Origin of the sequence: Kitasatospora sp. NPDC086801 (genome assembly GCF_044745805.1) — a bacterium.
Taxonomy (GTDB): Bacteria; Actinomycetota; Actinomycetes; order Streptomycetales; family Streptomycetaceae; genus Kitasatospora.
Genome location: NZ_JBIVAX010000021.1, coordinates 25,547 through 51,050 on the forward strand (window position 1 = coordinate 25,547; position 25,504 = coordinate 51,050).

Sequence of the window (25,504 nt, forward strand, 5' to 3'; positions counted from 1 at the left end):
ACAGAGCGGCCCGGCTCCTCCGGAAGGGGAGCCGGGCCGCTCGTCGTCCGATCGGTTCGGACCGGGCCGGTCAGTAACGCGGCCGGGCGAACCAGGCGACGCCGTCCTTGACGCTCATCCCGACGATCATCGTGATCGAGACCGCGAGCCACATCAGCGTGAAGACGATGCCGATCGGGTTGCCGCCGTTGGCGAACGAGCCGAGCAGCCCCAGCAGGCCGAGCAGCGCGCCGAACGAGCCGTACACCAGGGTGGTGATGCGGACCGCGGGGCCGCCCTTGCCGAACTTCACGCCCACCGTGATGGAGAACGCCGCGAACAGCGCGCACAGGACGCCCACGACCACCAGCACGCCGGCCGCCGCGTTGCCGAACCCGCCGAACGGGTCGCTCCCGTCGATCTGCTGGGCCCGGTTGGTGACCTCCTTGGCCGCCGCCGCGGCTATCAGGTAGATGCCCGCACCGATGATCTGCACGGCACCGATGATGAACAGCAGCACCCGGGTGGTGACCACCAGGCCCGGCATCGACTGCGGGACGGCCGGCGGGTAGCCGTAGCCCGGCGCGGCGGCGTAGCCCGGTGCGGGCGGCGGGTAGCCGTACCCGGCCGGCGGGGCCTGCTGGGGGTAGCCGTAGCCGGGGGCCTGCGGCGGCTGGCCGTACGGGTTGTTCGGGTCGGGCGGGTAACTCATGGATGCCTCCGGGCAGTTGCGGGGACGTGGGGACGGGACGGAGGGCCCGGTTCCGGTTGGCGAGTCGGGTCGCCGGTCGAACGGGACGCTAACGGAGGGGAGTGACAGCCCGGAGCGGAGCCGGGCACGGTCGGCTCAGACGCGTGGTGAGCGCGCTGGGAGCGGTGCGAGCGGAGTCGTCGACGGGCTCGCCGCGGGCAGGACGGCACCGCGGTGGTCGGGCGGGTCGGTCTGAAATGGTCGGCTCACGTGCTCTTTCCCCCGGATACGCCCCCGCCGGGTGTCCGTCGGCCCGTCACCGGGCCGGGTCGCGGCAGGGAATGCCCGCATATCGTCAACCGGACGGCGGGGCCGTGTCCAGCCGGTTCCGCGCGCCGGGCCGAGACTGTGGCGCAACCGCAACGTCGCCCGGGCCTTCCGCACCCGTCCGACCGGACGACGGGAGCGGGGCGGCCCTCGAACTCCCGCCTGCCGGGCGACGAAGGGAGTTCGACGACGGGCCCTGGTACGGCGGCTTGCCCCGATCCGGGAGAATGGGGTCATGACTGCCCAGATTCTCGATGGCAAGGCCACCGCCGCCGCGATCAAGTCCGAACTCGCCGCCCGCGTGGCGGTCCTCAAGGCGAAGGGCGTCACGCCCGGCCTCGGCACCGTCCTGGTCGGCGACGACCCGGGCAGCCGCTGGTACGTCAACGGGAAGCACAAGGACTGCGCCGAGGTCGGCATCGCCTCGATCCAGCGCGAGCTGCCCGCCACCGCCAGCCAGGAGGACGTCGAGAACGTCGTCCGCGAGCTCAACGCCGACCCCTCCTGCACCGGCTACATCGTCCAGCTGCCGCTGCCCAAGGGCCTGGACCAGAACCCGGTCCTGGAGCTGATGGACCCGGACAAGGACGCGGACGGCCTGCACCCGACCTCGCTCGGCCGGCTCGCCCTGGGCATCGAGGGGCCGCTGCCCTGCACCCCGCTGGGCATCGTCGAGCTGCTGCGCCGGCACGGCGTCGAGATCAACGGCGCCGAGGTGGTCGTGGTCGGCCGCGGCATCACCGTCGGCCGCTCGATCGGCCTGCTGCTGACCCGCCGCAGCGAGAACGCCACCGTGACCCTGTGCCACACCGGCACCCGGGACCTGGGCGCCCACCTGCGCAAGGCCGACATCATCGTGGCCGCCGCGGGCGTGCCGCACCTGGTCAAGCCGGAGGACGTCAAGCCGGGCGCGGCGGTGCTGGACGTGGGCGTCAGCCGCAGCGAGGGCAAGATCGTCGGGGACGTGCACCCGGGCGTGGCCGAGGTGGCCGGCTGGATCTCCCCGAACCCCGGCGGCGTGGGCCCGATGACCCGCGCGATGCTGCTCAACAACATCGTCGAGGCGGCCGAGCGCCGCGCCGGCGTCTGACCCCGCGACCGACACCACCACGAGGGACGGCGAGCATGACGGAACCGCGACCGGCGCGGACCCGGCGCAGGCCGGTCAAGACCACCGGCACCCTGCCGCCCGAGGGCGCGGCCGCAGCCCTCGGACGTGACCACACCCTGCCCGTCCGGCAGTGGCCGATAACGCTGGTCCTGCTGGTGGTCGGGGCCGGCCTCGCGGTCACCTGGTTCGCCGACTTCAAGGACGGCTTCAAGTACGGGCTGCTGATCCTCGGTGGCGGGGTGCTGCTCGGGGCCGTCCTGCGGCTGGTGCTGCCCGAGGTCGGGATGCTGGCGGTGCGCAGCCGCTTCACCGACGTGATCGTGCTGACCTTCCTGGGCGCGTCGATCGTGCTGCTGACCCTGGTCGCGCAGCCGAACCCGTGGCTGGAGATGCCGGTGCTCGACAACATCGGCCAGTTGATCGGCCGGCCGAAGCACTGACACCAGGGCGCCCGTGACGGCCCCCGCCCCGGAAGCCGGGGCGGGGGCCGTCGTCCGTTGTGACGCATCAGCCAGGCCCGCACCCGCGGCGTACGCTTCCCTTTGCGATAACCTGACGCCGGTCTCTCGATGTCGAGAGATCATCCTCGGCTCCAGCGCGCCGGTGTGCCTGGGGCACCTGGCGATCTGCTGGAGAAGGTAGAAATGACCCGCACCCCCGTCAACGTCACCATCACCGGAGCGGCCGGCCAGATCGGCTACGCGCTGCTCTTCCGCATCGCCTCGGGCCACCTGCTCGGTGCCGACGTGCCGGTGAACCTGCGCCTCCTGGAGATCCCGCAGGGCCTCAAGGCCGCCGAGGGCACCGCCATGGAGCTCGTCGACTGCGCGTTCCCGTTGCTGCGCGACATCACGATCACCGCCGACCCGAACGAGGCCTTCGACGGCGCCAACGTCGCGCTGCTGGTCGGCGCCCGTCCGCGCACCGCCGGCATGGAGCGCGGCGACCTGCTGCAGGCCAACGGCGGCATCTTCGGCCCGCAGGGCAAGGCCATCAACGGCCACGCCGCGGACGACATCAAGGTCCTGGTCGTCGGCAACCCGGCCAACACCAACGCCCTGATCGCCCAGCGCAACGCCCCGGACGTCCCGGCCGAGCGCTTCACCGCGATGACCCGCCTGGACCACAACCGCGCGCTCGGCCAGCTCTCCATCAAGACCGGTGCGCCCGTCTCCGACATCAAGCGCGTCACCATCTGGGGCAACCACTCCGCCACCCAGTACCCGGACGTCTTCCAGGCCGAGATCGCCGGCAAGCCGGCCTTCGAGGCCATCGGCAGCGACCAGGCCTGGCTGGAGGAGACCTTCATCCCGACCGTCGCCAAGCGCGGCGCGGCCATCATCGAGGCCCGCGGCGCCTCCTCGGCCGCCTCGGCCGCCAACGCCGCCATCGACCACGTGCACACCTGGGTCAACGGCACCGCCGAGGGCGACTGGACCTCCATGGGCGTCGTCTCGGACGGCTCCTACGGCGTCCCGGAGGGCCTGATCTCCTCCTTCCCGGTCACCACCAAGGACGGCAAGTTCGAGATCGTCCAGGGCCTGGAGATCTCCGACTTCTCGCGCGCCCGCATCGACGCCTCGGTCAAGGAGCTGACCGAGGAGCGCGACGCGGTCCAGGAGCTGAGCCTCATCTGAGCCCCGCAGCACCGGTTCTCCGACGGCCCGCCGTCTCCTTCCCGGAGGCGGCGGGCCGTCGTGTGACCGGCCGCCGCTCCTCGTTCCACTCCCCGGGCGCCGACCGGTCCTACACTGACCCGCTGTGAACGAAACCCTCGGGGACGCCCTGCTCGTCCTCGTCTTCATCCTGCTGGGCGGGCTGTTCAACGTCGCCGAGATCTCGCTGATCTCGCTGCGCGAGGGCCAGATCCGGACCCTGGAGGCGCTCGGCACCCGGCGGTCCGCCCGGGCCGCGCACCTGGCCGCCGACCCCAACCGCTTCCTGGCCGCCGTCCAGGTCGGCGTGACCTGCATGGGCTTCCTGTCCGCCGCCTTCGGCGCGGACACCCTGGCCGGCAAGGTCGCCCCGCTGTTCGTCCGGGCCGGGCTCACCGAGGGCGTCGCCGACGCGGTCGCCCTGGTCGGCCTCACCCTGGTGATCAGCTACGTCTCGCTGGTGCTCGGCGAACTCACCCCCAAGCGGATCGGTCTGCAACGGGCCGAGTCGATCGCGGTGATCGCGGCCCCGGTGGTGGACGTGATGTCGGTGGCGCTGCGCCCGGTGATCTGGCTGCTCGGCCACTCCACCAACCTGATGGTCCGCCTGCTGGGCGGGGACCCGGCCGCCGGCCGCGGTTCGATGAGCTCCGAGGAACTGCGCGGCCTGGTCGCCGCCAACACCGAACTCGGCAGCGACGAACGGGCGTTGATCGCGGACGTGTTCTCCGCCGGGGAGCGGCAGCTGCGTGAGGTGATGGTCCCGCGCACCGAGGTGACCTTCCTGGACGCCGAACGCCCGCTGGCCGCCGTCCGGCACCAGGCGGACACCTCGCCGCACTCGCGCTACCCGGTGGTCGAGGGCAGCGCCGACGCCGTGGTCGGCTTCGTGCACGTCCGCGACCTGTACGGTGCGCGCGGCGAGCAGGCCGTCAAGGTCCGCGACCTGGCCCGCCCGGTGAAGCTGCTGCCCGGCACCAAGCGGGTGCTGGAGGCGATGGGCGAGATGCGCCGCGAGGGCCACCACCTGGCCATCGTGGTGGACGAGTACGGCGGCACCGCCGGGATCGTCACCCTGGAGGACCTGGTCGAGGAGGTGATCGGCGAGATCCGGGACGAGTACGACCGGCCGGAGACCGCCGCCACCCGCCGGCTGGCCGGCGGCGGCATGGAGCTGGACGGCCTGCTCAACCTCGGCGACTTCACCGAGGAGACCGGCGCCACCCTGCCCGAGGGCCCGTACGAGACGGTGGCGGGCTGTCTGGTCGCCTCGCTGGGCCGGCTGCCCCGGAACGGCGACCAGGTGCGCGTCCCGGTCGAGGGCGGTGGCGGGGTGCTGCTGACGGTGGCCAAGCTGGAGGGCCGGCGGATCGCCCGGGTGAGGGTGAGTGCGGTCACACTGGCGGAACCTCCTGGGGCGGACGTTTCCTGAGCGCCCGGTGGAACTGGAACAATGGCCCGCATGGTCAACGCAGCGGTCACTGGTCCGGTCAAGGACCGTCCCCGGGTTCTCTCCGGTATCCAGCCCACCTCCGGCTCGTTCCACCTCGGCAACTACCTGGGCGCGGTGCGCCAGTGGGTGGACCTGCAGAAGGAGAACGACGCCTTCTACATGGTCGTCGACCTGCACGCGATCACCGTCTCGCAGGACCCGAAGGAGCTGCGCGAGAACACTCGGGTCTCCGCCGCCCAGCTGCTCGGCGCCGGCCTGGACCCGGAGCACTGCACCCTGTTCGTCCAGTCGCACGTGCCCGAGCACGCGCAGCTCGCCTGGGTGATGAACTGCCTCACCGGCTTCGGCGAGGCCTCCCGGATGACCCAGTTCAAGGACAAGTCCGTCCGGCACGGCGCGGACAGCACCACGGTCGGCCTGTTCACCTACCCGGTGCTCATGGTCGCGGACGTCCTGCTCTACCAGGCGGACGCCGTCCCGGTCGGCGAGGACCAGCGCCAGCACCTGGAGCTCACCCGCGACCTCGCCGAGCGCTTCAACACCCGCTACAGCCCGACCTTCACGGTGCCGAAGCCGTACATCCTCAAGGAGACGGCGAAGATCCAGGACCTCCAGGACCCGGGCGCCAAGATGAGCAAGTCCGCCTCCTCGGATAAGGGCCTGGTCAACCTGCTGGACGACGCGAAGGTCAGCGCCAAGAAGTTCAAGAGCGCCGTCACCGACACCGGCACCGTCGTCTCCTACGACGAGGACGGGAAGCCCGGCGTCTCCAACCTGCTGCGCATCCACTCCGCGCTCAGCGGCCAGTCGATCGACCAGCTGGTCGCGCACTTCGAGGGCAAGATGTACGGCGCCCTGAAGACCGAGCTGGCCGAGCTGTTCACCGAGTGGGTCACCCCCTTCCAGCAGCGCACCCGCTCCTTCCTGGACGATCCGGCCGAGCTGGACCGGGTGCTGGCGATCGGCGCCGAGAAGGCCCGCGAGGTGGCCTCGCAGACGCTGGAGACGGTGTACGACCGGATCGGCTTCCTCCCGGCCGCCAAGCGGTGACTCCCCTCACACGCCTGCCCGATGGTGACGGTCTCCCCGGGGCCGTCACCATCGGCGTGTCCGTGAGCGTTCCGGATCCGTACGGTGTGGAGATCCAGGACGCCCGGGCCGGGCACGGTGATCCGCTGGCCCGGTCGATACCGACGCACGTCACCCTGCTGCCGCCGACCGAGGTGCCGGCCGAGGCGCTGCCGAAGATCGAGGAGCACCTGGCGGCGGTGGCGGCCGCGCACCGGCCGTTCCGGATGCTGCTGCGCGGCGCCGGCACCTTCCGCCCGGTCTCCCCGGTGGTGTTCGTCCGGGTCGAGGAGGGCGCGCAGGAGTGCCGGCTGCTGGAGGCGGACGTCCGCTCCGGCCCGCTGGCCCGCGAGTTGGCCTTCCCGTACCACCCGCACGTGACGGTCGCGCACGGCCTGCCGGATGACGTGCTGGACCAGGCGTACGCGCAGGCGCGCGGCTTCCGGGCGGCCTTCCCGGTGCCGGGCTTCGGCCTCTCCCGCTTCGACGCGGACGAGGTCTGGCGGCCCTGGCGGAGCTACCCGTTCTCCTGAACTACCGGACTGACCTTCCGAGTTCGAGCATCCGGTCGACCACCCGGCGGGACGCGCCGCCGTCGTCCAGGACGCAGTGCTCGGCCCGGAAGCGCCGGTGGCGCTCGGCGTACCCGGGCGGCAGGTCCGCGCCGGTGTCGGCGAGTTCGCGCAGCGCGCCGAGCAGCCCGGCCGAGGTGGGGACGAGCGGGCCGGGGGCCTGCGGCTCGAAGTCGAAGTAGAAGCCGCGCAGGGTGTCGCGGTAGTGCTCCAGGTCGTAGGTGAAGAAGAGCACCGGGCGGCCGGTGACCGCGAAGTCGAACATGATCGACGAGTAGTCGGTCACCAGGACGTCCGCGATCAGCAGCAGTTCCTGCGGGTCGGGGTAGTCCCCGCAGTCGTACAGGAAGCCGTCCCCGGCGCCCGGCAGCGGATCGCGGACGTGCGCGTGCGGGCGGACCAGCAGCACGTGGTCCCGGCCGAGCAGGCGCCGGGCGTGGTCGAGGTCCAGCCGCAGGTCGAGCCGGAAGCCGTCGCCGTCGCCGCGCCGCTGGTCCTCGCGCCAGGTCGGCGCGTACAGCACGATCCGCTTGCCCTCCGGGATGCCGAGCCGGCGGCGGACGGCCGCGGCGGTGTGCTCGTCGGGGCGGGCGAGCACGTCGTTGCGCGGGTAGCCGGCCTCCAGGATCTCGCCGTCGTAGCGGAACGCGCGGCGCAGGATCGGGGTGGCGAACGGGCTGGGGGAGAGCAGCAGGCTCCACTGCGGGGTCTCCCGGTCGAGCGCCTCCAGGTAGCCGTGGTCGGCCAGCCAGGGGTTGTCGACGTCGTGGGCGATCCGCTTCAGCAGCGAGCCGTGCCAGGTCTGCAGCACCACCTGGCCGGGGCGGCGCTCCAGGAAGTCCGGGAAGTGCGTGTTGCCGACCAGGTACCGGCAGGTGGCCAGCGCGCGGTACCACTCCGGGCTCCAGATCCGGACGGCCCGGACCCCGGGCGGCAGTTCGGCCTGGGCGTCGTCGACCACCCAGAGGTGCTCCAACGGCGCGCCGCGGCGGGCCAGTTCGGCGTGCACCGCGCGCGGCGAGTCGGCGTAGCCCCGGCCGCCGAACACGTCGTACAGCACGGCCTCGCGCAGCGGCTCGCGGCGGGCGGCGGGGTAGTGGACGGCGCGCTGGCGGCTCTGCGTCCAGGCGCTGCGCTCGGTGGGGGTGAGCACCGGGGTGGAGTCCACCAGCAGGGTGTCGTGCCAGCGGCGCTGGAGCAGGATCCGCTTGCCGCCGGCCGTGGTGGCGGCGGGCAGGGCGGGCAGGGCGGCGGGGGCGGCGAGCAGCGGGCGGCTCGGGCCGGGCCGCCCGGCGGGCGTCAGCACGGCCTCCCAGATGCCCTTGCGCAGGGGCAGCGCGGTGCCGTCCGAGCCGGTGCGGGTGGCGGGCAGCAGGACCTTGAACCGGCCGTCCGGGTCGGCCTCGACGGGGGTGCGGACCTCGCCCGCGGTGCCGGTGTGCCGCAGTACGAGCTCCAGTCGGTCCGCGGAGCGGTCCGGGCAGCGGCCGGTGAGCTCGAAGCCGCCGGCCCGGACGGCGATCCGCTCGACCAGGCCGGCCGCGGGCTGGACGCAGAGCTGGAGCCGGCCGTCGGCGAGGTGCTTGAGGTAGAGGGCGCGGTCCGGGGCGTCGGGCAGCCGGTGCTGGCCGGCCACCGGGCCGCCGCGGTCGTCCAGGCAGAGCTGTTCGGTGCTGCCGTCGGGGTGCAGGAACTCGGTGTCCCAGTGCTCCAGTTCCTCACTGCCGCGGCCGTCGGCGGTGAGCGGCCGGTACGGCACGTGGACGGCGAAGGCGTTGCCAGTGCGGGCGACCGGCCGTTCGATCACGGCGTCGCTCTGCCGGTGGCGCAGCCGCAGCACGGTGCCGGCCGGGCAGGAGTCCGCGGTGCCGCGCAGGTCGAGGCCGTCGGCGGTGGGGGTGGCGTGGGTGAGCCGGACGCCGGGGCGTTCGAGCAGCAGCCGCAGCCGACCGTCGACGAAGTGCGGCTGGAGGCGGACGTCGTGGTCCACCCAGTGGGCCGGCGGGTACTCGCCGGAGCCGCACCAGTGCGGGGCCAGGGCGCCGTACCGGCGGCGCAGCCGGGTGGGGCGCGGGCGGATGAACAGGGTGGCCTCGATCTGCCAGTCGCCGAGCAGCCAGTCGGTGCCGTGGCGCAGCCGGCCGGGCTCGATCAGGGCGGTGAAGCCGGACCAGTCGTGGTTGAACTCGGGCTGGGCGCTGTCGTCGGTGACCTCGGGCAGCCGGCGGGGCCGGGAGCGCAGGTGGACGGGCGGCCGGGTCCCGTCGGGGTGGCGCAGGGTCAGCCAGGTCCAGGCGGAGCCGGGGCGGCCGGTGTCGAGGTCGTCCGGGCGGGCGAAGCCGGTGAGCTCCAGGCCGCGGCCGGTCCAGCGGGCGCGCAGCAGGCCGAAGGCGACGTCCTCGTCGGCTGCGGGTTGGTCGGTGCTCACACGGGGGGCGGCGTGCGGAAGGACGAACCGTGTGAGCACGGGCATGGCGGGGGCCCTTCGGGACGGGAACCGGGCCATGGGCGGTGGACCGGGGCCGCCGGACCGATGCCGAACGGGACGGGGGCCGAATTGACATCCCATACCGGGACACCGTCCGGGGTCAACCGTACGGACCAGAGAATTTCCCGTGAAATTCGTCAACGAAACACTAGTTCGAGTGCAATGCATGCGTAAAGGGTTGGAATGTTCTCAGGAAACTTCCAGGAAGCTCCCAGGAAAGCGCAGAGGCGCCCGACGCGGTTCGCGTCGGGCGCCTCTGCGGGGCCCTCGGGGGTGTGCCGAGGTGCTCCGGACTACTCCGTGCGGAGCATCGCGTCGACCACCCGGGCGGAGGCCTTGCCGTCGTCCAGGTCGCAGTACGCCTCGCGGAACGCGGCCGACTTGTCGGCGTGCTCGGCCGCGACCTCGTCCACCCGGCCGAGCGCCTCGACCAGTTCCTCGGAGGTGGCCAGCAGCGGGCCGGGTACCTCCGCCTCGAAGTTCAGGCTGAACCCGCGGAGGTTGTCGCGGTAGTGCTCCAGGTCGTAGGTGAAGAACAGGATCGGCTTGCCGGTCGCCGCGAAGTCGAACATGCTCGCCGAGTAGTCCGTGATCAGCACGTCGGCGATCAGCAGCAGCTCCGCCATGTCGGGGTAGCTGCCGACGTCCCAGATGTAGCCGTTGCCGGCGCCCGGGATCTGGCCGCACATCACGCTGTGCCGGCGCACCAGCAGCACCTGGTCGTCGCCGAGCGCGGCCTTGGCCGCCGCCAGGTCGATCCGCAGGTCCATCTGGTACCCGCCGTTCGGCCGGCGCCGGTCCTCGCGCCAGGTCGGCGCGTACAGCACGACCTTCTTGCCCTCGGGCAGGCCGAGCCGTTCGCGGACCTGTTCGGCGGTCTTCTCCCGGTCGGCCGCGAAGAGCAGGTCGTTCCGGGGCGAACCGCTTTCGAGGATCTCGCCCTTGTATTCGAACGCGCGTCGCAGCACCGGGGCCGACCAGCTGTTGCCGGCGACCAGCAGGTTCCAGTTCGGCACCTCCTTGGCGAGGCCCTTCAGGTAGTTCGCGTCGGTGAACCAGACCTTCTCGAAGTCGAAGCCGATCTGCTTCAGCGGGCTGCCGAGCCAGGTCTGCACGACCACCTGGCCGGGGCGGCGGACGAAGAAGTCGGGCAGGTGGGTGCTGGTGACGATGTACTTGGCGGTCGCCAGCGCCTCGAACCACTCCGGGCTCCACAGCCGGAGCGCCCTCGCCGTCTGCGGCAGATCGGCCTGGAGGTCGTCGCTGCCCCACAGGTGCTCCAGCGGCAGGCCGCGGCGGACCAGCTCCTCGTGGATCGCCCGCGGCGAGTCGGCGTACAGGCCGCCGAGGCCGACGTTGTAGAGCACGGTGTCGCGCACCGGGTGCCGGCGGGCGTTCGGGTAGTCGACGGACCGCAGCTGGCGCTGGCGGTAGCCGCTGCGCTCCTCCGGCAGCAGGGCCGAGTGCGACTCCAGGGAGAGGCCGTCGTGGTGGCGGCGCTCCAGCACGATGCGCTTGCCGCGGGACTCCACCTCCAGCGGCAGCGCGCCGAAGCAGTCCGGCGCGATCAGCGCGTACGCGCTCGGCAGTTCCTCGGCCGGAGTGTCGACCGGGCGGAAGAAGACGTTCCAGGTGCCCTGGGCGAGCGGCACCCGGCCGGCGAAGGAGGCCGTCGGCACGGCGGGGAGCGCGGTCCGGAACCGGCCGTCCGCGATCTCCACCGGGTAGACGTGCTCCTCCTCGCGCCAGTCGTGCCGGACCACCAGCTCCCAGCGGTGCGCGCCGGGCAGCGGGAACGAGCCGCTGAGCAGGAAGCCGTCCGCGCCGCGGGCGGAGACCTCGTCCACCACCGGCTGCAGCAACTGGTCGGAGAACTGCAGGTACCCGCCGGGGGAGGGCTTGGAGTAGAGCACCCGGCGCCGGTCGGCCGGGGCGTCCGGGTTGAGCGGAAGGTGCAGCTGTCCGGGGGCGTTGCGGTCGTCCCAGGCCACCGGGACGGTGCTGCCGTCGGCCAGGACCAGCGCGGTGTCCCAGCGGTCGCGGCCGCGTTCGACGGCCACCGGGTCCAGCTCGGCCCAGGCCTCGCGGACGGCGGTCAGCTCGGCCACCGGGAAGGACACGCTGAACGGCTGCAGGCTGCCGACCGGCGCGCCCAGCTCCAGCGGGAAGGCCAGCTCGCGGTCGGACTCGACGTGGGTGAGCCGCAGCCGGGCCCCGGCGAAGCTCGCGCCGGAGCGGGCCGCGCCCGACACCTCGACCCGGCCGCCGTGCGAGGCCAGGCCGGTCACCCGGGCCCGGACCGTCTCCACCCGCAGGTAGACGAAGCCGTCCCGGACCCACGGCACGATCCGCACGTCCGGCTCGACCCAGTGCGCCGGGATGTACTGCGCGGTGTCGCTCCAGCCGGCCGACACCCGGCCCTTGTACACGCCGCCCTTGCCCGCGCCGGCCACCAGGACGCGCCAGTTGCCGTCCTTCCACTGGCCGCGGTGCTTGAACTTCTTCGGGTCGACGGCGACGGTGAAGCCGGCCCAGTCGCAGTTGTACAGGTCGTGGTGGCAGCTGGCGGTGGCCTCGGGGCTGTACTGGGTCTTCATCGGCACCGCGATCACCCGGCGGCCCTTGGCCTCGCGCAGCACCAGGGTGCGGACCATGTCGTGCTTGTTGCCCGCGCCCAGCTGCTCCGGGTAGGCGTGCCCGGTCAGCTGAAGCCGTCCGCCGGCCCACGCCGTCTCGTACAGCCGGCTGCGCATGACCAGCGAGTTGTCCAGCTTGAGCACGCCGGACGGCACGCTCTTGCGCCCGCCGCGCAGGAACGGGTAGTCGGCGTACGGGCGCAGCAGACCGCGGGCCTGGACACCGCCGTTGCTCTCGCCCTCGTACTTGATCTGCTCGACGAACTCGTCGATCCGGCCCTGCAGGGTCAGGTGGTACTTCAGCCGCAGCGGCGCCCGCAGCTTGCGGACCTGCTCGGGGCCGATCGACCGCAGCAGCCGGCTGACGTTCTTGATGTAGGCGTCCCGGTACTCCCTGTCGCCGTCCACGACGGACCAGAAGAACATCGGGATCTCCTCGACGAGGGTGTTCTCGTCGTAGGAGCGCAGGTACTGGGCGAAGCGCGGCTCGGTCTGCTTCCGCAGCCAGCCGCGGACCAGCTCGACCGAGGCGACGCGGTCGATCAGGCCCTTGGGGTTGGTGCGCATCTGGGTGATCGACATCTCGCCGACCTCGCGCTCGCGCCAGTGGTAGATCGGCTCGGAGAGGACGTCCACGCTCTTGGCGAGGTAGTGGTGCGGCACGCTGACCGGCGCGTCCTCGTACAGGATGCCCTCGGGGTAGAGGATGCCGGCCGCGTCGAAGAAGGAGCGGCGGTACACCTTGTTCCACGCGGTGCGGTCGGTGACCAGCGCCGGGATCTCGGTGATGTGCGTCTTGAGCCTGGTCTCCTTGAACGGCTTCGAGTGCCCGCCGGACTGGTAGTAGCCCACCGCGCGGAACCGCAGCACGTTGCCGGTGGCGAAGTCCGAGCCGGTCTCGTCCAGGGTGTTGATCATCAGCTCGTACGCGCTCGGCGGCATCGAGTCGTCACTGTCGACGAAGCACAGGAACTCGGCGTCCGGGTCGATGTGCCGGATGCCGGTGTTGCGGGCCGCGCCGAGGCCCTTGTTCACCTGGCGGACCAGGCGGAACCGCGAGTCCTTGGCCGCGTACGCCTCGGCGAGGGCCGCGCTGTCGTCCTTCGAACCGTCGTCGACCATGACGCACTCGAAGTCCGTGAAGGTCTGGGCGGCGATCGAGTCGAGGCATTCGACCAGGTAACGCTCGACGTTGTAGATCGGAACGACGATGGAGAGGCGGGGAGCCATCGGCTACGCAGGCCTTTCTCGGGAAGGAGCGTGGCAGCCCGTTGAGGGCCTGGCCGCACTTTGGATCGGTGCGTACGTGCGCACCGATCCTACCTTCCGGGCCATGGGGCCCTTCGGGCCACTACGCTGGGCCCGTGCCCCGCTTCAGCGTGATCGTCCCCGTGTACCAGGTCCAGGACTACCTCGCCGAGTGTCTCGACTCGGTGCTCGGCCAGGGCGGCCCGGACCTCGAACTGATCGCGGTGGACGACCGCTCCCCGGACCGCTGCGGCCCGATGCTCGACGAGGCCGCCGCCGCCGACCCGCGGATCCGGGTGCTGCACCTGCCCGAGAACGTCGGCCTCGGTCGGGCCCGCAACGCCGGCCTGGAGGTGGCCACCGGGGACTACGTGATCTTCCTCGACAGCGACGACACGCTCACCCCCCAGCTGCTCAAGAGCGTCGACGACCGGCTCGCCGCCACCGGCGACCCGGACGTCCTGGTCTACGACTACGCCCGCACCTACGCCGACGGCCGGATCACCCGGGCCGCCTCCGCCCACGTGTTCGGCGCCGCCTCCCCGGACGTCTTCGACCTCGCCGCCCGCCCCGACCTGCTCGACCTGCTCCAGGTGGTCTGGAACAAGGCCTACCGCCGCGACTTCGTCACCGCGCAGCAGCTGGTCTTCCCGGCCGGCTACTACGAGGACACCCCCTGGACGTACCCGGCGCTGCTCGCCGCGGCCCGGATCACCCTGCTCGACGAGGTCGGCGTGCACTACCGCCAGCGCCAGGAGGGCGGCAACATCCTGGCCACCGCCAGCCGCAAGCACTTCGACGTCTTCGCCCAGTACGGCCTGGTCTTCGCCTTCCTGGACCGCCGCCCCGACCTCGACCACTGGCGCCCGGTCGTCTACGGCCGGATGCTGCACCACCTCAACACCGTCGTCTCCAAGCCCGGCCGGATCCCGCCCGGCGACCGCCGCGAGTACTTCCGCCGCGCCGCCGCCCACTGCGCCCGGCTCCGCCCGGCCGGCTACCGCCCGCCGCCCGGCGTGGACGGCGTGCGCACCGAACTGCTCGGCCACGGCCGCTACGGCGCCTACCAGGCCGTCCGCGCCCTCGCCCGGGCCCGCCGCCTCGTCAAGCGCTAGAGGCCGGGGCCTGTCTTCGGCCGAGCCTGACGGCCATTCGGAGGACGGGCCGGTATAACCGGTCGGGTGGACTTCCTGACCCGCCTTCCGGTCGTCGGCCCGCTCGTGGCACGGGTGCTGCGCAGCCGCCCGTACCGGGTGTACGAGTACTTCTCCGCGGCCCGGGGCAACCGGCTGGCCGGTGCGGTCACCTTCTTCGGCTTCCTCGCCCTGTTCCCGCTGCTCACGGTGGGCCTGGCGATCGCCGTCTCGACGCTCGACAGCAGCCAGGTGGCGAACCTGCAGAAGCACATCTCCGACCAGCTGCCGGGCATCTCGGAGGCGCTCAACCTGCCGTCCCTGGTGGCCAACGCGGGCGCCGTCGGGCTGGTCAGCGGGGCACTGCTGCTGGTCTCCGGCCTCGGCTGGGTGGACACCATGCGCACCTCGATCCGGGACGTCTGGCAGCTGCCCGACGACGACACCAACCTGGTGCTGCGCAAGGGCTGGGACTGCGCAGTGCTGGGCGGCCTCGGCGTGGTCTCGCTGATCTCGGTGGCCGCCTCCACCGCCGGGACGACGCTGGCCGGGCGGATCGCCGACTGGACCGGGCTCGGCAGCGGCTACCTGCTGACCGGGGCCGGCGTGCTCATCGCCATAGCGTGCGACACGCTGCTCTTCGCCTACCTGCTGGCGCCGTTCCCCGGGATCGGCGGCCAGCGCCGGCGCGACGTGCTGCAGGGCGCGCTGATCGGCGCGGTCGGGTTCGAGCTGCTGAAGGTCCTGCTCGCGTCCTACCTCGGCTCCGTCGCCGGGAAGAGCCTGTACGGCGCCTTCGGCGTGCCGGTGGCGCTGCTGCTGTGGATCAACTTCGTCTCCCGGCTGCTGATGTACTGCGTGGCCTGGACGGCGATGGCCGATCCGGTGGCCGCCCGGGAGCGCACCCGGGAGCACGGCCGGGCGCTGCTGGCGGCGGCCGACGAGGCGGAAGCGGCCGCGGACACGACGGCGGCCCGGCCTCGGGAGTGAGGCCGGGCCGTCCGTCCGGCAGGTGTCAGCGGGCCGCCCCGGAGCGGCGCCACATGACCAGCACCCCGTAGCCGGCCGCGGCCGTCACCAGGGCGATGGCCAGCCAGCCGCCGAGGCCGAGCCCGTCGCCCTCGGCGGCAGCGGGGGCGGCGGCGGCCCGGTCGGCGGGGGTGGAGTGCGGCGGGGGCGCGCCGGCGGTGCCGCCGGCCTGGCCGGTGGGCTCGCCGTCGGGCGGGAGCTCGTCGACCAGCTTGCCGACCGGCTGCACCTTGCCGGCCGCCGCGAAGCCCCAGTCCAGCAGGGCCGCCGTCTCGTCGTAGACCTGCTGGTAGCTGTCCGGGTGCATCACGGTCACCAGCAGCGTGCGGCCGTTCCGCTCGGCGGCGCCGACGAAGGTCGAGCCGGCGTTGGTGGTGAAACCGTTCTTCACCCCGATCAGACCGGGGTACTTGCCCAGCAGCCGGTCCGTGTTGGCGATCCCGAAGCTGCCGCGCCGACCGGTGTTCTGGTCCACCGCGCCGGGGAACTGCGCCTCCCGGGTGGCGCAGTACATCCGGAAGTCGGGATTGCGCAGGCCGGCCCGGGCGAACAGCGACAGGTCGTAGGCCGAGGAGACCTGCCCGTCCATGTCGTAGCCGTCCGGGGAGATCACCCGGGTGTCCCGGGCCTGCAGGGCGTCGGCGCGGGACTGCATCTCGGTGACGGTCTGCTGCACGCCGCCGTTCATGTGCGCCAGGACGTGCACGGCGTCGTTGCCCGAGCTCAGGAACACCCCGCGCCACAGGTCCTCGACCCGGTAGTCGAGGTTCTCCTTGATGCCGACCAGGCTGCTGCCGGCACCGATCCCGAGGATCTCCTCGTCGGCGACCTTGTGCACCGTGTTGCGGTCGAACTTGGGCAGGACGGTGTCGGCGAAGAGGATCTTCAGGGTGCTGGCCGGGGGGAGCCGCCGATGCGGGTTGCTGGCCGCCAGCACGTCACCGGTCGTGGCGTCGGAGACCATCCACGACTCGCCGGTGAGGTCCCCCGGCAGCGCCGGGGCGCCGGCCAGCGGGGAGACCTGGACCCCGGAGCGTCCGAGCCGCTCGCCGCCGACCGCGGGAGCGGCCGGCGGCGGCTCCTGCGGGGCCGCGACCGCCCCGGGGGCGGCGAGCACGGCCGGGAGGACCGCGGTGACCGCGACGAACAGCTGCGCGAATTTGTGACGACGTGTGAGCACGGGCAGACCGTACCCATTTCGGGCGCTTGTCGCCCGCCACGCCGGTGCGGTCCTCCGTACGAGGGGCCTCCGCTACGCCGATCGGCGGCAGTGCGGGCGGTCCTGGTCCGGCCTGCGCGCCGAGCACTGCCCGGCCTGCTGTGAGACGTTCGCCAGCACCCGAGCGGGCGACGCCCACCGGACCGGCCCGCACCACGCCCGCTGGTGCCTTCCCCCTGCCACAGTCGGCCTGTGGCAGGACGACCGTGGACTGTGGCGCCGACGTCCCTACCGGGACCGCTGAGCGGCCCCTTGCCCCCGTTCTGCCCTCGCTGGGCAGGGCGGGGGCCTTTCGCCGTCTGTGGCCCTTACCCGAGGTAGGGGGTCGCGCGGTGCTCCAGGAAGTGCTGAAGCCGGAGTTGCTGGGTGTGGTGCATTGGCAGGTCTCCAATGTTGTCCGGGGCTACGAACTGGAGGTCGGTCGACTCGTTGGAGATCCGTAGGTGCCCGCCCGTGATGCGCGCGGTGAAGCAGACGTTGAACTGCTGGCGTACCTCGCCGTCCGAGTAGGCGATCACGTGGCGAGGATCGGTGTACGTGCCGACCAGTCCGGTGATCTCGACGTCAAGCCCGGTCTCCTCCCTGACCTCCCGGACGGCGGTGCCTGGAAGTGACTCGCCGAGGTCCATGGTGCCGCCGGGCAGCGCGTACAGGCCATTGTCGGTGCGTCGTTGGAGCAGGATGCGGCCTGCGTCGTCGGTCACCACTGCGGACGCTGCCACCACCAGCCGGTTCGGCTTGGGCGCGTTGGGATCGTCGTAGAACTCGGTGCGTGCCACGTGATCAGCTCTCCTCAACCGGTAGGGCGGCGTTCCACACTGCGTCGAAACTCGCAGCATAGGTGTCGAACAGCGTGCCTGCGCCGGTCTGCCGCAGGTGCCAGACCGGGGCCCCGAAGGCATTGACTCCCCACACGTGCGCGTTCACTAGCATCTGGTCGTCTGCCCGGTACAGGCTGTTGTAGAGGGTGGTCCCGTGCGTGCGGATCTCGATGCCGGGAGTCCCGATCAGTGGCCGGTAGTGCATCAGCGCGAGGCGGCACCGGGACTCGATGCCGTGACCGAACTTCTCTTCCTCCCCGCGCTGTCTCACGTTCTCACTGTCGGGGTCGCCGAGGGCGATCCGAACAGTGCAACCGGCTGCGGCGCGCTCTCGAAGAAGATCGTTGAGCCGTGGGTAAGCCTCATGAAGGAAGACGGCAGCGTAGACCAGCACGTCAATGCGTTCTGTGGCCTTCCCCATCAAGTCCACGAACAGGGACACTGGCAGGTCTGCCCGCTGCTCGTACAGCGCCACCAGTTCTGGGCTTATCGCCCGTGCGGCACGGGGCTGCCGCAGACTTGGCCACAAGGCGAACATGTCTTCTCCCAAGGCTTCGGCGGCCAGACGGGCAGTCCCTAAGCGGGGCGTCCTGTTCTGGTTGGCCCACCGCTCAACCGACTTGGTGTCCACGCCGGCCTTCTCCGCGAGGGCGGAACACCTCCAACCGCCCGACGTCATAGCGCTTTTCAGTCTCTCGTTCGGCATCTCGCTTGTCTCCCCACAGGCGCCGGTCCTTTGCTAGGGACGTTCTACCGCGCGAGGGACGTTCTGAAGTGTCCTTTGCGCGAGGTTCCACCGTCCCAGGCGTCTGCCAGATCTTGGTGACATCTCGGCGGGAGGAGCGACCCATGACGGCGAAGGCGGGCAGCGCAAGGACGCTGTCCGAGCACAAGGCGGCCCGTCGCCAGGCGGTGGCGACCTTCAATCCGCTTGACGACTACGACGCCGAGGTCTCGGCCCGGGTGGGTGGGAAGGGCAACCTGCGCCAGTGGCCCGCCTGCACTTGTGGTGCGGATAACTGCCCCGACAAGGGGGCCGAATGACGACGGCAGAGACAGCCGGTGGGGCACTCGCGCCGTGCCCCGTGGGCCGGTCCTTCGACCGCATGGCCGCTGTGTTCGCAGAGGCCCCGCCGGAGCTTCAGGACATGGACGCCTTGCGGGACATTCAGCGGCTCCGCGACCAGCACAACGCGAAGTGCGTCAAAGGGTGTGCGCCGTGAGGATGCTCCCCACGGCCCCTGAGCGGCCCACCGACGCGCCGGAGAACCCCTGTCTTAAATGCGCCTACTTCGACGGGGTCGAAGCGCAGTACCCGGCCGACACGAACCCCACCATCGCGCGGCACCTGGTCCGGTGGCGACAGCGCCACGCCGACGACGGCGAGTGCACGAACCCGCTGGCGGGCCCGGATGAGTGACCGCCAGGACGACCGCCAGGCGGCCTCACAGGCCCCCTCCGGGGACGTTGAGCCCGTGCTCGTTCGAGTGGCTGAGGGCCCACCCGTGGCCCCGTGACCGGCCTGCCCGGCCCCGGCCGCACCTCACCCCGGAGGAACGCACCGAGGTGCCCCTGACCCCGGAGGAACGGGAGTGCCGGGCGGTGCTGCTGGCCCGAGTGCGTGAGGCGAACCACCCGAGGCGCTGACGCGCCCAAAAGAACTCCCGCCCCGGTCGTCCTCCCTGGCAGGCAGCCGACCGGAGCGGGTTCCGCAACACCGAACGGCCCGGACGCCAACCGGCGCCCGGTACCGCCTCGCTGTGAGGAGACACCAGTATGCGCAACACGCCGACCGAGCGCCCGCCCGGCCCGATGCCGCCGGACACCCCGGCGACCCCGGCCGCCGGCTGACACCGCCGAGGGGACGGCTCCGCCCCAACTCGCGGACGGAGCCGCCCCCTTGGGTCTCGCCAGAACTCACCCACAGGAGGGAACGCACATGGGAAAGCACGGTGGAGGATCGGGCGGAGACGGCCCCGGCAAGGCCGGTGGCGGTAGCGGCGGTGGGCACTCCGGCAAGCCCGACACCGCGCCGCACGACGGCCAGCGGGACGCGCCGCCCACCAACCTGCCCAAGCCGTCCAAGCCGTAGGGAAGCCATGACGTGGGACAAGCTGACCGACGCGCTCCGGGAGTCCGGGGCGCTGTCGGCCGACTGGGAGAAGACGTTCCGCACCACCCCGCGCGACCTGTTCACCCCGGACCGGATCTTTCACGACGGCGCATGGATCGACCGCGCCGAACACCCTGACCGCTGGGCCGAGTTGGTCAACTCTGACCTGGCCCTTGTGACGCAGGTCTACGACGGCACCGAAACGCCGTCGTCGTCCAGCTCCATGCCCACCGTGGTCGCGCAGATGCTCCGGCACCTGGACGTGGCCGAGGGCATGCGGGTCCTGGAGGTGGGCAGCGGGACCGGCTGGACAGCGGGCCTGCTGGCCCGCCGGATCGGTGCCGAGAATGTGACCAGCATCGAACTGGACCCGAACCTTGCGAGCCAGGCCCGGTACCGGCTGTACGCCGCCGACCTGCGGCCTACGGTCATCGCCGGTGACGGCACGCTCGGCCACCCCGAGGGCGCGCCGTTCCAGCGGGCCCACTTCACTGCTGCCGTCCAGCGCGTTCCGTCTGCGGCCATCGAGCAGGTGGAGCCCGGCGGCGTCATCCTGATTCCGTACGGGACGGCGTTCTGCAACGGGGGTCTGCTGCGGCTCACCGTGGCTGAGCACGGCCGGTCTGCGAGCGGCCCGTTCGTCGAGGACGTGTCGTTCATGTGGGTGCGCGACCAACGGCCGGACAGTGGCGCGTTCGACATCGAGGACGTTCGGCACGGGGCGTCCGGCATCGACCCCGCTGAGGTGGCCGAGCAGACGCACGCCGCCTTCGCCATCGGCCTGCGGATGCCGGACCTGTTCCGCCAGGACGTGTGGGTGGGGTACGACCGGTTCGGCACCGGCCGTGCCGAGGTCTGGGACGGGGAGTCCTACGCCCACTGCCGCCTTGCCGACTGGGACGGCAAGCACGCCGTCTCGCAGTCCGGCCCCCGCAACCTGTGGGACGAAGTGACGGCGGCGCACGCCTGGTGGGTGCGCAACGGCAAGCCGGATCTCACGCGGTTCGGCATGACCGTGACCGTGGCCGGTGAGCACCGCCCGTGGCTGGACAAGCCCGGGAACACCATCGGCTGACCAGACCGGCCCGGCCGCCTTGTGTCCCCCACGGGGCGGCCGGGCCTCTACTCGACAGCTCGACGGTTCGCCAGGATGCCCCGGAGACCGATGATGCCTACGGCCGTCCCCAGGATGAAAGAGGTGATGGCAAGCAGCAGGTGGACCCAGAAGAAGGCGGTGGGCTGGGAGTGGTCGCCGTTCACGAACGCCTGGCCTCCGGAGTCCTTCCAGAGGTTCTTAGCGAAGGTTGCCCAGATCACCCAAGACCAGATGCCGAACGCTGCAAGGAACCAGGAGACGGGGCGGGTGAGCTTCATGGAGCGTCCTTCAGGCGGGGGAGGCGTTCCCTCCAGTATGTGGCGGGCGTCCGCTCCGCCGACCGTGGGGGTACCCCGGTTCTCCTAGGTGGCTTCCCTTCAACGACCTTCGTCAAGAACCTCTGGAAGGACTCCGGCGGCCAGGCCTTCACCAACGGCGACCACTCCCAGCCCACCGCCTTCTTCTGGATCCACCTCCTCCTCGCCGTCACCTCCTTCCTCCTCGGCATCGCCGTCGGCGCCATCGGCGTGCGCGGCCTCCGCGCCACCCGCCGCACCCCGGCCACCGACTGAATTTCCGTTGCCGCTGTCGGTCCCCACTGGAAAGATCCTCACCGCTCGTACACGGAACGGGATCTCTCGATCAAAGGGGTGGGGTACCTCCATGACACTTCGACATGCCCGCAGACTCGGCGGGGTGACGGTGGCGGCCATCGCGGCCGGCCTGCTCACCGCGCCCGGCGCCGCCGCCTCCGACACCGCGCCGGTCGTCCTCGGCACCAGCCAGGGCACCGACTACCGCGCCGACGCCTGCGACTCGACCACCGACCCGCGCTGGATCGGACGGACCACGAACGGCCCGACGCTCAACGCCGAGGTCACCGGCACCGGCGCCCGGTTCGGCGTCCGGGACGAGACCACGGGCGCCCCGGACCCGGTGTTCACCGGCGAGGCCCAGGCATACGGCCAGCAGGCCAAGGTCGCGGTCCCCGGCCTGCTGGACGGGCACGCCTACGCGTGGCACGCCTCGGCCGTGCAGGACCAGCAGGCCTCCGCCCCGTCGGCGGACTGCCACTTCCGGGTGGACACCACGAGCCCGACCGCCACGGTCACCTCGCCCGACTTCCCGGCGGGCGGCACCGCCACCAAGTACGCGGGCCAGAAGGGGACCTTCGTCCTCAGGACCGCCGACCCCGCCCCGGCCGGTGGGCAGGCCTCCGGCGTCGCCTGCGTCCGGTACGGCTTCGACTACCTCGGCGTCGGCGACTGCAGCTCGCCGGGTGCCGTCAAGCCGGACGCCGACGGCACGGTGACGGTCGATCTCAAGGTCCTGAACTGGGGCACCAACAGCCTCAACGTCCAGGTGACGGACAAGGCGGGCAACGTCGGCGCGGCGTCCTACACCTTCTACGCCCCCTCGAACCCGAACCCGCCGAAGACCCTCGGCGACGTCGACGGGGACGGCGTCGCGGACATCCTGCTGCCCGACGCCCAGGGCAACCTGCAGTACCTCAGCGTGAACGCGTCCGGCACGACGCCCAATGCCAAGATTTCGGCCAACGTCTCCCCCTCCCGGGAGGGCTGGGCGGCCTACCAGGTGGCGCACCGTGGCTGGGACGAGAACCACGCACCGTCCTCGGACGACCTGTTCATCCACAAGCCGGGTGCCGCCTACCTCAGCATCTACCAGAACTTCGACTACGGTGCCATGACCAGGGGCATGACGGGCTCCGGTTCGCGGGAGTGCGTGGATGCCGCCTGGAACACCGTGCCCTGCCCTGCCGACTTCGCCGCCGACTGGTCCAAGGCCGAGCAGATGATCGCGTTCGGCCCGGTGGACGATGACACCTCTCCGTCGCTCCTGACGCTGGAGGGCGGGAACCTCTGGTTGCACACCGGCAACGCCTTCGCCTTCGGCTACGACCAGGTCCGCAAGCTCACCAGCACCGGTGACTGGAACGGCTACGACCTGATCGCCCCCGGCCCGGACGCGGCCGGCAACCTCGCCCTGTGGGCGCGCGACCGGGCCACCGGTGACCTGCACGCCTATCCGGTCCCGAAGAAGGCCGACGGCACCTTCGACTTCTCCGCCCTCGCGGACCCGAAGGCCGACGTGGTCGCCACCGGCTTCACCACCGACGCCTACCCGACCCTCGGCAGCTCGGGCGACGGCGACGGGGACGGCCAGCCGGACCTGTGGGCCGTGACCGCCGACCGGCACCTGGTGACCTTCAGCGGCTGGTCCGCGCCGAAGGACCTCGGCGCGCTGCGCTGAGCCAACGTCGAGGGCCCCCGCCCGATCGGATGATCGGACGAGGGCCCTCGACGTGTCAGGCCGGGATCAGAAGCGGCGGGTGACCAGCGCCCGCTTCACTTCCTGGATCGCCTTGGTGACCTCGATGCCGCGCGGGCAGGCCTCGGAGCAGTTGAAGGTGGTGCGGCAGCGCCACACGCCCTCACGGTCGTTGAGGATCTCCAGGCGCTGCTCGGCGCCCTCGTCGCGCGAGTCGAAGATGAAGCGGTGCGCGTTCACGATCGCGGCCGGGCCGAAGTACTGGCCGTCGTTCCAGAACACCGGGCAGGACGACGTGCACGCGGCGCACAGGATGCACTTGGTGGTGTCGTCGAAGCGCTCGCGGTCCTCGGCGGACTGCAGGCGCTCGCGGGTCGGGTCGTTCCCCTTGGTGATGAGGAACGGCATGACGTCCTTGTACGCCTGGAAGAACGGGTCCATGTCCACGACCAGGTCCTTGAGGACCGTGAGGCCCTTGATGGCCTCGATCGTGATCGGCTTCTCCGGGCTGACGTCCTTGATCAGGGTCTTGCACGCCAGCCGGTTGCGGCCGTTGATCCGCATGGCGTCGGAGCCGCAGATGCCGTGCGCGCAGGAACGGCGGTACGTGAGGGTGCCGTCCTGCTCCCACTTGATCTTGTTGAGCGCGTCCAGGACGCGCTCCTTCGGGTCCAGCGTCAGCTGGTAGTCGACCCACACCGGGTCCGGGTGCTCCTCCGGGTTGAACCGGCGGATCCGGAAGGTGACGGTGATCAGCTCGACGCCGCCCGCCTCGACCGCGTCCAGAGCGGCCGAGTGCTTCTCCACGGTAGGAGTGCTCATCAGTACTTACGCTCCATCGGCTGGTAGCGGGTCGTGACGACCGGCTTGTAGTCGAGGCGGATGGAGGTGCTGCCGTCGGCGGCCACCTCCTGGTACGCCATGGTGTGCTGCATGAACTTCACGTCGTCACGGGTCGGGAAGTCCTCGCGGTAGTGGCCGCCGCGCGACTCCTCGCGGGCCAGCGCGGAGACGGCCAGCACCTCGGCCAGGTCGAGCAGGTTGCCCAGCTCGACGGCCTCCAGCAGGTCCGTGTTGTACCGGAAGCCCTTGTCCTGGATGGAGACGTGCTTGTAGCGCTCCTTCAGCGCGGCGATGTCCTCGACCGCCTGCTTCAGGGTGGCGCCGGTGCGGTACACCATCGCGTTGGCGTCCATGGTCTCCTGCAGCTCCTTGCGGATCTGCGCCACGGACTCGGTGCCGGCGGCCTCGCGCAGGCCTTCGACCAGGGCCTGGACCTTCTCGGCCGGGTTCTCGGGCAGCTCGACGAACTCGTGCCCGTTGGCGTAGTCGGCGGCGGCGATGCCCGCGCGACGGCCGAACACGTTGATGTCCAGCAGCGAGTTGGTGCCCAGGCGGTTGGCGCCGTGCACGGACACGCAGGCGACCTCGCCGGCCGCGTACAGGCCCGGGACGACGTCGGTGTTGTTGCGCAGCACCTCACCCTCGACGTTGGTCGGGATGCCGCCCATGGCGTAGTGCGCGGTGGGCTGGATCGGGATCGGGTCCGTGTAGGGCTCGATGCCGAGGTAGGTGCGGGCGAACTCGGTGATGTCCGGGAGCTTGGCGTCCAGCTGCTCCGGCGGCAGGTGGGTCAGGTCCAGGTAGACGTGGTCGCCGTCCGGACCGCAGCCGCGGCCTTCGCGGATCTCGGTGTAGATCGCGCGGGAGCAGACGTCACGGGACGCGAGGTCCTTCATGACGGGGGCGTAGCGCTCCATGAAGCGCTCGCCGTCCTTGTTGCGCAGGATGCCGCCCTCGCCGCGGGCGCCCTCGGTGAGCAGGATGCCCATGCGCCAGATGCCCGTCGGGTGGAACTGGAAGAACTCCATGTCCTCCAGCGGCAGGCCGCGGCGGTACACCAGGGCCTGGCCGTCACCGGTGAGGGTGTGGGCGTTGGAGGAGACCTTGAAGAACTTGCCGGTGCCGCCGGAGGCGAACACGACCGACTTGGCCTGGAAGACGTGGATCTCGCCGGTGGCCAGCTCGTAGGCGACGACGCCGGCCGTCTTGCCCTCGTTGATCAGCAGGTCGAGGACGTAGAACTCGTTGAAGAACTCGACGCCGTGCTTGACGCAGTTCTGGAACAGCGTCTGGAGGATCATGTGACCGGTGCGGTCGGCCGCGTAGCAGGAGCGGCGGACGGGGGCCTCACCGTGGTTGCGGGAGTGCCCGCCGAAGCGGCGCTGGTCGATCCGGCCCTGCTCGGTGCGGGAGAAGGGCAGGCCCATCTTCTCCAGGTCGAGGACGGCGTCGATGGCCTCCTTGCACATGATCTCGGCGGCGTCCTGGTCGACCAGGTAGTCACCACCCTTGACCGTGTCGAAGGTGTGCCACTCCCAGTTGTCCTCCTCGACGTTGGCGAGGGCGGCGCACATGCCGCCCTGGGCCGCGCCGGTGTGGGACCGGGTGGGGTAGAGCTTGGTCAGGACGGCGGTGCGGGTGCGCTGCGTCGACTCGATGGCCGCGCGCATGCCGGCGCCGCCGGCGCCGACGATGACGGTGTCGTACTGGTGAATCTGCATGGGGGTTCT

At 71.5% G+C, this 25,504-nt stretch carries 22 protein-coding genes; 13 read left to right on the top strand and 9 right to left on the bottom strand.

Features of this window, described 5'->3' with window-relative positions:
• Window positions 1–70 precede the first annotated feature (70 nt).
• The gene (locus ACIPLC_RS21945) at window positions 71–691 is read right to left on the bottom strand and encodes a hypothetical protein (RefSeq protein WP_400474681.1); all 621 of its coding nucleotides are present in this window, start codon (window positions 689–691) and stop codon (window positions 71–73) included.
• A gap of 541 nt (window positions 692–1,232) precedes the next feature.
• On the opposite strand from ACIPLC_RS21945, the gene ACIPLC_RS21950 reads away from it, so the two are divergent.
• The 6 genes from ACIPLC_RS21950 to ACIPLC_RS21975 all read left to right on the top strand — a co-directional run bounded on the left by ACIPLC_RS21950 (window position 1,233) and on the right by ACIPLC_RS21975 (window position 6,817).
• Window positions 1,233–2,087, top strand: a complete 855-nt coding sequence (locus ACIPLC_RS21950; protein WP_400474682.1) for a bifunctional methylenetetrahydrofolate dehydrogenase/methenyltetrahydrofolate cyclohydrolase — start codon at window positions 1,233–1,235, stop codon at window positions 2,085–2,087.
• Window positions 2,088–2,122: 35 nt separating this feature from the next.
• Window positions 2,123–2,548 (top strand): DUF3017 domain-containing protein, encoded by a 426-nt coding sequence (locus ACIPLC_RS21955; protein ID WP_400474683.1) that lies wholly within the window; start codon window positions 2,123–2,125, stop codon window positions 2,546–2,548.
• Between the two features lie 204 nt (window positions 2,549–2,752).
• Window positions 2,753–3,745 (top strand): malate dehydrogenase, encoded by a 993-nt coding sequence (locus tag ACIPLC_RS21960; RefSeq protein ID WP_400474684.1) that lies wholly within the window; start codon window positions 2,753–2,755, stop codon window positions 3,743–3,745.
• Between the two features lie 124 nt (window positions 3,746–3,869).
• A complete protein-coding gene (locus ACIPLC_RS21965; protein ID WP_400474685.1) occupies window positions 3,870–5,195 on the top strand; it encodes a hemolysin family protein in 1,326 nt (441 codons plus the stop codon).
• Between the two features lie 30 nt (window positions 5,196–5,225).
• The gene (gene trpS, locus ACIPLC_RS21970) at window positions 5,226–6,266 is read left to right on the top strand and encodes a tryptophan--tRNA ligase (protein ID WP_400474686.1); all 1,041 of its coding nucleotides are present in this window, start codon (window positions 5,226–5,228) and stop codon (window positions 6,264–6,266) included.
• Window positions 6,267–6,328: 62 nt separating this feature from the next.
• Window positions 6,329–6,817, top strand: coding sequence for a 2'-5' RNA ligase family protein (locus ACIPLC_RS21975; RefSeq protein ID WP_400474687.1), 489 nt, complete (start codon window positions 6,329–6,331; stop codon window positions 6,815–6,817).
• A 1-nt stretch (window position 6,818) separates the two neighbouring features.
• Here ACIPLC_RS21975 and ACIPLC_RS21980 read toward each other — a convergent pair whose 3' ends face one another.
• Together ACIPLC_RS21980 and ACIPLC_RS21985 are read right to left on the bottom strand one after the other, a co-directional pair.
• A complete protein-coding gene (locus ACIPLC_RS21980) occupies window positions 6,819–9,329 on the bottom strand; it encodes a CDP-glycerol glycerophosphotransferase family protein (protein WP_400474688.1) in 2,511 nt (836 codons plus the stop codon).
• Between the two features lie 308 nt (window positions 9,330–9,637).
• A complete protein-coding gene (locus ACIPLC_RS21985) occupies window positions 9,638–13,210 on the bottom strand; it encodes a CDP-glycerol glycerophosphotransferase family protein (protein ID WP_400474689.1) in 3,573 nt (1,190 codons plus the stop codon).
• A 134-nt stretch (window positions 13,211–13,344) separates the two neighbouring features.
• Here ACIPLC_RS21985 and ACIPLC_RS21990 point away from each other — a divergent pair, with 134 nt between their 5' ends.
• Complete coding sequence (locus ACIPLC_RS21990; protein ID WP_400474690.1) at window positions 13,345–14,343, top strand: glycosyltransferase family 2 protein; 999 nt, start codon at window positions 13,345–13,347, stop codon at window positions 14,341–14,343.
• A 66-nt stretch (window positions 14,344–14,409) separates the two neighbouring features.
• Complete coding sequence (locus ACIPLC_RS21995; RefSeq protein WP_400474691.1) at window positions 14,410–15,351, top strand: YihY/virulence factor BrkB family protein; 942 nt, start codon at window positions 14,410–14,412, stop codon at window positions 15,349–15,351.
• 25 nt (window positions 15,352–15,376) lie between these two features.
• On the opposite strand, the gene ACIPLC_RS22000 is transcribed toward ACIPLC_RS21995, so the two are convergent.
• From ACIPLC_RS22000 to ACIPLC_RS22010, 3 genes are all read right to left on the bottom strand, one after another.
• Window positions 15,377–16,570, bottom strand: a complete 1,194-nt coding sequence (locus tag ACIPLC_RS22000; protein WP_400474692.1) for a D-alanyl-D-alanine carboxypeptidase family protein — start codon at window positions 16,568–16,570, stop codon at window positions 15,377–15,379.
• A gap of 347 nt (window positions 16,571–16,917) precedes the next feature.
• Window positions 16,918–17,388 (bottom strand): NUDIX domain-containing protein, encoded by a 471-nt coding sequence (locus ACIPLC_RS22005; protein ID WP_400474693.1) that lies wholly within the window; start codon window positions 17,386–17,388, stop codon window positions 16,918–16,920.
• A gap of 4 nt (window positions 17,389–17,392) precedes the next feature.
• Window positions 17,393–18,136 (bottom strand): XRE family transcriptional regulator, encoded by a 744-nt coding sequence (locus ACIPLC_RS22010; protein WP_400474694.1) that lies wholly within the window; start codon window positions 18,134–18,136, stop codon window positions 17,393–17,395.
• A gap of 143 nt (window positions 18,137–18,279) precedes the next feature.
• Between ACIPLC_RS22010 and ACIPLC_RS22015 the strand changes: the two genes are divergently transcribed.
• The 3 genes from ACIPLC_RS22015 to ACIPLC_RS22025 all read left to right on the top strand — a co-directional run bounded on the left by ACIPLC_RS22015 (window position 18,280) and on the right by ACIPLC_RS22025 (window position 20,618).
• Window positions 18,280–18,474, top strand: a complete 195-nt coding sequence (locus ACIPLC_RS22015) for a hypothetical protein (RefSeq protein WP_400474695.1) — start codon at window positions 18,280–18,282, stop codon at window positions 18,472–18,474.
• Window positions 18,475–19,369: 895 nt separating this feature from the next.
• The gene (locus ACIPLC_RS22020; RefSeq protein WP_355253943.1) at window positions 19,370–19,522 is read left to right on the top strand and encodes a hypothetical protein; all 153 of its coding nucleotides are present in this window, start codon (window positions 19,370–19,372) and stop codon (window positions 19,520–19,522) included.
• 7 nt (window positions 19,523–19,529) lie between these two features.
• Entirely contained in the window at window positions 19,530–20,618 is a 1,089-nt protein-coding gene (locus ACIPLC_RS22025; protein WP_400474696.1) for a protein-L-isoaspartate O-methyltransferase, read from the top strand.
• Window positions 20,619–20,665: 47 nt separating this feature from the next.
• Here ACIPLC_RS22025 and ACIPLC_RS22030 read toward each other — a convergent pair whose 3' ends face one another.
• Complete coding sequence (locus tag ACIPLC_RS22030; RefSeq protein ID WP_400474697.1) at window positions 20,666–20,917, bottom strand: SCO4848 family membrane protein; 252 nt, start codon at window positions 20,915–20,917, stop codon at window positions 20,666–20,668.
• A gap of 39 nt (window positions 20,918–20,956) precedes the next feature.
• Between ACIPLC_RS22030 and ACIPLC_RS22035 the strand changes: the two genes are divergently transcribed.
• Complete coding sequence (locus tag ACIPLC_RS22035) at window positions 20,957–21,211, top strand: SCO4848 family membrane protein (RefSeq protein ID WP_400474698.1); 255 nt, start codon at window positions 20,957–20,959, stop codon at window positions 21,209–21,211.
• Window positions 21,212–21,302: 91 nt separating this feature from the next.
• Window positions 21,303–22,913, top strand: a complete 1,611-nt coding sequence (locus tag ACIPLC_RS22040; protein WP_400474699.1) for a hypothetical protein — start codon at window positions 21,303–21,305, stop codon at window positions 22,911–22,913.
• Window positions 22,914–22,979: 66 nt separating this feature from the next.
• Here ACIPLC_RS22040 and ACIPLC_RS22045 read toward each other — a convergent pair whose 3' ends face one another.
• Both ACIPLC_RS22045 and sdhA read right to left on the bottom strand, forming a co-directional pair.
• Window positions 22,980–23,753 (bottom strand): succinate dehydrogenase iron-sulfur subunit, encoded by a 774-nt coding sequence (locus ACIPLC_RS22045; protein ID WP_400474700.1) that lies wholly within the window; start codon window positions 23,751–23,753, stop codon window positions 22,980–22,982.
• A complete protein-coding gene (gene sdhA, locus ACIPLC_RS22050; protein ID WP_400474701.1) occupies window positions 23,753–25,495 on the bottom strand; it encodes a succinate dehydrogenase flavoprotein subunit in 1,743 nt (580 codons plus the stop codon). The genes ACIPLC_RS22045 and sdhA overlap by 1 nt, the downstream gene beginning before the upstream one ends.
• Window positions 25,496–25,504 lie beyond the last annotated feature (9 nt).

What these genes read in the sequence shown, in the direction of transcription:
- ACIPLC_RS21985 (WP_400474689.1), bottom strand. Translation starts at nt 13,210, where the DNA reads ATGGCTCCCCGCCTCTCCATCGTCGTTCCGATCTACAACGTCGAGCGT.
- ACIPLC_RS22025 (WP_400474696.1), top strand. Translation starts at nt 19,530, where the DNA reads ATGACGTGGGACAAGCTGACCGACGCGCTCCGGGAGTCCGGGGCGCTG.
- ACIPLC_RS21960 (WP_400474684.1), top strand. Translation starts at nt 2,753, where the DNA reads ATGACCCGCACCCCCGTCAACGTCACCATCACCGGAGCGGCCGGCCAG.
- ACIPLC_RS21980 (WP_400474688.1), bottom strand. Translation starts at nt 9,329, where the DNA reads ATGCCCGTGCTCACACGGTTCGTCCTTCCGCACGCCGCCCCCCGTGTG.
- ACIPLC_RS22020 (WP_355253943.1), top strand. Translation starts at nt 19,370, where the DNA reads ATGGGAAAGCACGGTGGAGGATCGGGCGGAGACGGCCCCGGCAAGGCC.
- ACIPLC_RS22010 (WP_400474694.1), bottom strand. Translation starts at nt 18,136, where the DNA reads ATGCCGAACGAGAGACTGAAAAGCGCTATGACGTCGGGCGGTTGGAGG.
- ACIPLC_RS22030 (WP_400474697.1), bottom strand. Translation starts at nt 20,917, where the DNA reads ATGAAGCTCACCCGCCCCGTCTCCTGGTTCCTTGCAGCGTTCGGCATC.
- ACIPLC_RS22045 (WP_400474700.1), bottom strand. Translation starts at nt 23,753, where the DNA reads ATGAGCACTCCTACCGTGGAGAAGCACTCGGCCGCTCTGGACGCGGTC.
- sdhA (WP_400474701.1), bottom strand. Translation starts at nt 25,495, where the DNA reads ATGCAGATTCACCAGTACGACACCGTCATCGTCGGCGCCGGCGGCGCC.
- ACIPLC_RS22015 (WP_400474695.1), top strand. Translation starts at nt 18,280, where the DNA reads ATGACGGCGAAGGCGGGCAGCGCAAGGACGCTGTCCGAGCACAAGGCG.
- ACIPLC_RS22040 (WP_400474699.1), top strand. Translation starts at nt 21,303, where the DNA reads ATGACACTTCGACATGCCCGCAGACTCGGCGGGGTGACGGTGGCGGCC.
- ACIPLC_RS21945 (WP_400474681.1), bottom strand. Translation starts at nt 691, where the DNA reads ATGAGTTACCCGCCCGACCCGAACAACCCGTACGGCCAGCCGCCGCAG.
- trpS (WP_400474686.1), top strand. Translation starts at nt 5,226, where the DNA reads ATGGTCAACGCAGCGGTCACTGGTCCGGTCAAGGACCGTCCCCGGGTT.
- ACIPLC_RS21955 (WP_400474683.1), top strand. Translation starts at nt 2,123, where the DNA reads ATGACGGAACCGCGACCGGCGCGGACCCGGCGCAGGCCGGTCAAGACC.
- ACIPLC_RS21950 (WP_400474682.1), top strand. Translation starts at nt 1,233, where the DNA reads ATGACTGCCCAGATTCTCGATGGCAAGGCCACCGCCGCCGCGATCAAG.